Origin of the sequence: Paenibacillus sp. GXUN7292, from assembly GCF_050864975.1 — a bacterium.
Lineage (GTDB): Bacteria > Bacillota > Bacilli > Paenibacillales > Paenibacillaceae > Pristimantibacillus.
This window is the reverse complement of record NZ_JBOZWO010000083.1, coordinates 1-6,640: the sequence shown is the minus strand read 5'-3', so window position 1 is coordinate 6,640 and position 6,640 is coordinate 1. Positions and strand designations below refer to the sequence as shown.

The window sequence follows — 6,640 nt, the reverse complement described above, 5'->3', positions numbered from 1 at the left end:
GTTAAACATAGTATCCTAAACTAGAGTACTCTAAGTACTCGAAGTTTAGGATTTTTTAATTACAGTGCTTTAACTATTAAATATATAAGGGTATTATTAATAGTAGTTAAAGTATTTAAAGGTGGTGGAAAGATGAAGGTTCAGAAAGTAATTGTGGAGGAAAAATCATATCCGTTATACATACTGCTAGATAAAGAATTTGAAGTGATAGAACCGGTTAAGCGATTTATAAAGTACTTGGATAATACGGGCAAAGCTCCAAATACCATTAAAACATATTGTTATCATCTCAAGCTGTTTTATGAATTTATGAGCCAAAGTAGAATCGAATTAGGAGATTTACAATTTGAGGATTTAGCAAACTTTGTAGGATGGTTAAGAAATCCAGCAGGGCATTTAAAGGTAATAGATATACAACCAAAGAAGGCTAAAAGAGAGGAAACATCAGTTAATTCCATACTTAACGCTGTAACTAGTTTCTTAGAGTATTTAAATCGCACAGAAAATTTTAAAGCTATAGATATGTCTAAAGAAGCAAGAGGAAGAAACTTTAAGGGGTTTCTTCACCATATTTCTAAAGGTAGATCCTATAAAAAAAATATTTTAAAGCTTAGGGTCAAAAAGAAACTTGTACAAGTATTAGAACATGGACAAGTCAAAGCAATAATTGAGGCATGTCATACCAAAAGAGATAAGTTACTTATTATGCTTATGTATGAAGGGGGACTTCGGATAGGAGAAGCATTATCCCTTCGTATTGAAGATATTTCAACATGGGATAACCAGATTAACATCAGGCCAAGAGATCATAATGAAAATGGAGCTTATATTAAACTTAAAAAAGAAAGAACTATTGATGTAAGTAAGGAATTAATGGCATTATATACCGATTACTTAGTACATGAATATGGGGAAGATTTAGATCATGATTATATATTTATTAATCTTAAAGATTCTTATTTTGGCCACCCTCTAAAATATCAAAGTGTATTAGACTTAATAAGAAGACTAGGAAAACGGACAGGGATTACTTTCACTGCCCATATATTACGTCATACGCATGCCACAGAGCTTATTAGAAGTGGATGGGATGCTGCATATGTACAAAAAAGATTAGGGCATGCCCATGTACAAACAACACTTGATACGTATGTTCATCTTTCTGATCAAGATATGAAGAATGAATATAAAAAGTATCTTCAAGGGAGAGAAACATGACAATGAAATTTCCAAGTGTAGCAACTAATCGAAAGCTTATCGCTAGTACAGAGATTAATAAAAAAATAGCTAATATGACAAGTGTTTTAAAAGGTTATTGGGCAGCAGATAGATGGGATATAAGAATTTGTCCGCATCCTAGTGCAATTGAGTTAAGTAAGAATCCGTCACTAAGAAATCGTTGGGTAAATTTCGATAAGGTGGAAAATGTCTGGTTGAAAACAGAATTAAAATATTTTTATTACCTTCACTTGAATAATGGAGCTTGGAATGCAAAATCCGTTTGGATTAGAAAGGGAACAGTGATAAGCCGGATGATGGGATTTTTAAATTTAAAATATCCTAATATTACATCGATAACCGAAGTGCCTATAAAAAAAGCTTTGACAGAATACCGGACCTACTTAACAGAACAAAAAGTAAAAACTACGACTACTAATTACAAACTTGATGTAAATCAGCAGAAAGTTACTGTACATGCGAATTCCTATTACGTTACTCATCTTAAGCAGTTTATGGAATTCTATGAGGACTTCTATTTTGATGGGGAAGAATGGGAAAAAGATGTTTGGAATCGAAGAAAATTATCATTACCGGAAGATAAGGTAAACCCAACATCCTACGAATATACGATCAACTTTAAGGGTTTTAAGAATAATTATTTTAAAGAAATAGTTAAGCGATATTGTAAACTAATGTTAAACACAGCTAGCTTTTCTCACGTAGTAGATATAGCTTCAAAATTAAAAGAATTTTTTAATTTCATGAACAAAAATTGTGAAGGTATACAAAGGATTCATCAATTAACTAGAAATGAAATTGAGCAATATTTTAATTATATTAATTTAAAAGGTTTAAAACCCAGTACTGTAACTGGACGAATATCTACTTTAGACGTTTTTTTTACTACAATTCAAAGATATGACTGGAAGGATACACCTTCTAAGATCCTTATCTTTCAAGAAGATTACCCTAAAGTGCCGAAGGCACTACCACGTTATATTGATGAACATATACTTGAACAATTAAATGGGAAATTAGATAAATTGGAACCTTATATTGCTACAATGGTTATGGTACTTCAAGAATGCGGGATGCGTATCAGTGAACTTTGTACATTGAAAAAAGGGAGCGTCATAACCGATAAAGAAGGGGATTGCTTTTTAAAGTATTATCAGTGGAAAATGAAGAAAGAGCATATCATTCCTATTTCTAAAGAAATTGCTGCATTGATATTAGTTCAAGAGCAAAGGGTGGCTGATGAACTCGATGATGGATGTGTATATGTGTTTCCCCGAAAAGATTGCTCACCATTGAAACAAGATACCTTTAGGGTTAAATTAAATGAACTAGCTTATGAAGAAAAGATAACGGACAGCAACGGAGAAATTTTTCGTTTTCATGCTCATGCCTTTCGGCATACAGTTGGCACTAGAATGATAAATAACGGAGTGCCACAACATATTGTCCAGAAGTTCTTGGGTCACGAATCACCGGAAATGACGGCAAGATATGCACATATTTTTGATGAAACCCTAAAGAAGGAATTTACGAAATTTAAGGAAACCTTAGTAACGAATAACGGTAGCATTCTGGATTTAAGTGAGGAAAATACTGAAGCTGACAATACAGATCTTCAATGGTTTAAAAAGAATATCAATGCACAGGCACTTCCTAATGGCTATTGTCGGTTACCAGTAATTGCAGGACCATGTCCTCACGCAAATGCATGTTTAGATTGTACGAATTTCTGTACAAGTAAACAATTTCTTACTGAACATGAAGAGCACTTAGAGCGAACTAAAGAAATACTAAATAGGGCTAAACAAAACCAATGGCAGCGTCAGGTTGAAACCAATGAACGTGTTAAAAATAGATTAGAACAGATTATTCATTCGTTAAAGGAGACGAATTAAAATGATTAGAAAAGGTAACACAACTGCCATAGTTCAGCTAGCTAAAGACAAGTCGGAGAAAACAAGAATTAGGGTTGAAAAGACAATTTCAGAGATGGCATTGAAAGAAGAGAAGATTAATTTTAATTCCGTTGCACAAAAAGCAAATGTTTCAAAGTCATGGCTTTACAAACAAAAAGATATTAGAACTAGAGTGGAGACATTAAGAGGGATGCAGATAAGTGAGTTAACCCCCCGTAAACCTAGTAAAAGCCCTCGTTCAGAGGACGTATTAATAAAAACCTTAAAAAGCCGTATAAAGGCGTTAGAAGAAGAGAATGAACGGTTAAAGGATCAAGTTCAAAAATTACATGGCAAGCTGTTTTAGCAGATTTGTGTTTCTTGGAATTTATTGGGCACTTTGAATTGGCTACCTAAAATGAAATCGCTAAAACCTTCAATAACTTCAATAGCCCATTTCCCTAAATGTGTTAAGGGGAAATGGGCTTTCTTCTAGTATTGTTGGCATGATCGCAGAAGTGTTTTATGCTCTTAAATAATACTTTTTAATATATTGCAAATACTCATTAGCACTTTTCTGTATCTCTTCGCCCTTCATATCCGAATTAGCACCGTAAAGTACAAACTCTGGTACATATTCAGCATGAATCTATGCACATAAAGATTTGAATGGTGTTAACATCTGGGTTAATGTATGCTTGTTTTTACCCATACTTGTAAATTCACCTTTTTTTACGCCAGCTGATATAGCTAATCCTAATTTTCGATTATAAAATATTCTTTTACCCTTTGATCCGTAAGCCCATCCATATATAATCACTTCATCGATCCATTTTTTTAATAATGAAGGAGAACTATACCAATATAATGGAAATTGAAAAATAATATTATCATGATTTTCAACTAATTCCTGCTCTCTTTTTACATTTATAATAAAATCAGGATACTCTCTATAAAGATCATGAATGGTAATTTCGTTTGAATAAGACGCTGCTTTTTCTACCCAAACTTTATTGATTCGAGAATTTGGCATATCTGGGTGAGAAACGATCACCAATGTTTTCATTGTTTCATCCTTAACATACTCAACTTTCGCACCAATAAAACAGTGTACGAAAGTTGAGTTACTTAAAAGTATTCTATTCTAAGAAATTCAAATTTGCGTGATTCCTAAGCTATTTATTTACAGCTTAAACTATAGAAGATGAACTAAACAATAACTAATCTTTACATAACTAAGTTATTACCCACGCTTTTTTAAACCTAATCCAGCTATTAAGGCAATGAGTATTGCCCCTGTAGCTGCAAGGAACGCATCTGAGTAGGACATAGCGTCCAATATATATAATGGATTTATCGGCTCAGTAGCATCACGTCGAGCGGATAATAATGCTCCAATCATACCTGCTCCAGTTCCTGCTCCAAGGTACAAAGCACCTTGGAAAATCCCCATTCCGACACCAACCTTGTCTGCATCGAGTGCACTTACTGCGGCGTTATTTGCGGGAGAATTCGTGAATGCAAAAGCAATCCCTACTCCGAGGACCCCCACGGAAACTAACAGAGGTGAAGCACCAGATGCATAGGTGGACAAGAATAAGGTAGACAGCCCCATCAGAGTCATCCCAGTAATTATCAGACGTTTATCCCCAAATCGATCAGAAAGACGGCCAACGAAGGGAGATAAGATTGCAACAGCCACACCACCTGGCAACAATATCATTCCAGCCTGTCCAGAAGAGAGTCCATTCACCTCAACGACTAGTAATGGGACGAACACAAGAACAGCGAAATAAGCAAACATCGAAAAAAATGCAATTATGACCGTATTGACATAATCCTTGTTATTGAACAGGACAGGTGGTACAAATGGATTTTCTGCGGTAACAATTCTCCAAATAAATCCCACCAAAGCTACAACAGAACCAATTAGGCTAGTTAACGATGAGAACGAAGAAAAACCAGAAGTTTCTCCTTGAGTGATGCCAAAAAGGAGTAATCCTACTGTGAGGCCGAGGAATAAACCACCAATGAAATCAAAGTTCTTATTGCTTCCTACGGATTCTGCCGGTTTAATTGTCGGTAACGCGTAGTAGGCACCAATAACAATCATAATGGCTAACAAAAATGTGAACCAAAACAAGGCATTCCACCCTAAATATTGACCAACTACTCCACCAAATATTGGACCAGCAGCAGTTCCAACACCAATACTTCCTGCGATAATTCCCAAAGCTCCCCCACGTTTTCCTTGTGGGAAAACCTTCGAAATTGCAATGACTGATAGAACTGGAATTGCGGACATCCCAGCACCCTGAACCATTCTTCCCAAAACCAACAATGGGAGGTTCGGGGCAATTGCACATAAAAGACTACCACTTGCCAGAATCATAATGGCAAAGATATATAGCTTTCGTAACTCAAAAAAGTCTGAGATTCGACCATAAATCGGAACTCCAATCGCAAGAACAAGTGCAATACCACTAACTATCCAAATCACTTGAGATTTCGAAGCTTCTAAATCTTTGCTTATTAGTGGAAGTACGGGATTGACTAAATCAGCCGTAATTGCACCTACAAGTACAGATAGGGAGAGTACCATCATTAAAAGCCTAGTAGAACCCCTTTTTTCAGATTGAATCATTTCTTTAGATTTACTATCCTTTTTCATTTTATTTCCTCCTAAAATATATTGTGATTTTAGGAGGCTAAATCCACTGCTTTCACCATAAACCTCACCTCATATCTATTTATATTGTAAAACCAAATCAACGAACTCACCATATTTCTACAGCATGATTAAAGATTCGGTTCTCCAAACTAACTGAACTGATCAAACAAAAAAAAGGCACCAGTTTAACAACCGGTGCCTAATCATTCGTATGCATTTTTACAAATGCAATAGATTCATAAATTTTTGCCCATTATATAAAAGGAGGCAAAAAGTTTTCCGGTAGTGTTTCCATTTTTTGTTTTTGTGAAAAAGGACATACTGATCCCGTTGTACCTAAATCCCCTGAAACTTTTACATGCTTTCTAAACTCGACATTAATGAAATCAATTCCCATTACTTTTTGCCTCCTTTCTCATATTGTGATAATAACACAATAATAATTGATGAAAAAGAAATAATCAACCCTACTTTTTTGAAAACCAATTTAAAGCTTTACTACTTTTACTTACATAATAAAGGCAGGTGCAGTATAAACTTTTTTAAATAGGTCTTCTTTAACGAGCAGGTAGCGTCAGTTAAAGTAGATAATTTAAGATCGAAATCATATTATAGATATTCCGAAATTGGGCGTGATTGTTGCAGGTCAAAAGCTTAATTCCTCGATAAAATAAAAAGGAATTAGTTTTTTTATTTGTGGTACATTCTTCTGACCGTAATCAATTGTCATCTAATAATTACATTGTATTTTTTCATTTGATTTAACACGTTAAATATATGTTCTTAAAGTAAAAACATTGATGTTAATGGATTTTTAGTAATTTACTCTTGATAA

Annotated in this window: 6 protein-coding genes; 3 read left to right on the top strand and 3 right to left on the bottom strand. The window is 34.5% G+C overall.

Annotation, left to right across the window (positions count from 1 at the left end; translation table 11 throughout):
- Positions 1–132: 132 nt before the first annotated feature.
- From ACRRU2_RS28345 to ACRRU2_RS28335, 3 genes are read left to right on the top strand one after another with little or no spacing between them, the layout of a single operon-like run.
- Positions 133–1,218 (top strand): tyrosine-type recombinase/integrase, encoded by a 1,086-nt coding sequence (locus ACRRU2_RS28345; RefSeq protein ID WP_000867971.1) that lies wholly within the window; start codon positions 133–135, stop codon positions 1,216–1,218.
- Positions 1,219–1,220: 2 nt separating this feature from the next.
- A complete protein-coding gene (locus ACRRU2_RS28340; RefSeq protein ID WP_029658482.1) occupies positions 1,221–3,134 on the top strand; it encodes a tyrosine-type recombinase/integrase in 1,914 nt (637 codons plus the stop codon).
- Position 3,135: 1 nt separating this feature from the next.
- A complete protein-coding gene (locus tag ACRRU2_RS28335; RefSeq protein WP_000619629.1) occupies positions 3,136–3,501 on the top strand; it encodes a DUF6262 family protein in 366 nt (121 codons plus the stop codon).
- Positions 3,502–3,783: 282 nt separating this feature from the next.
- On the opposite strand, the gene ACRRU2_RS28330 is transcribed toward ACRRU2_RS28335, so the two are convergent.
- The 3 genes from ACRRU2_RS28330 to ACRRU2_RS28320 form a co-directional block, all read right to left on the bottom strand.
- On the bottom strand, positions 3,784–4,200 hold the full coding sequence (locus ACRRU2_RS28330; RefSeq protein ID WP_000855243.1) for an NAD(P)H-dependent oxidoreductase: 417 nt from the start codon (positions 4,198–4,200) through the stop codon (positions 3,784–3,786).
- Between the two features lie 177 nt (positions 4,201–4,377).
- Positions 4,378–5,805, bottom strand: coding sequence for a chloramphenicol/florfenicol efflux MFS transporter FexA (gene fexA / locus ACRRU2_RS28325; RefSeq protein WP_276105214.1), 1,428 nt, complete (start codon positions 5,803–5,805; stop codon positions 4,378–4,380).
- A gap of 253 nt (positions 5,806–6,058) precedes the next feature.
- On the bottom strand, positions 6,059–6,202 hold the full coding sequence (locus tag ACRRU2_RS28320) for a hypothetical protein (protein ID WP_002360221.1): 144 nt from the start codon (positions 6,200–6,202) through the stop codon (positions 6,059–6,061).
- Positions 6,203–6,640: the final 438 nt, after the last annotated feature.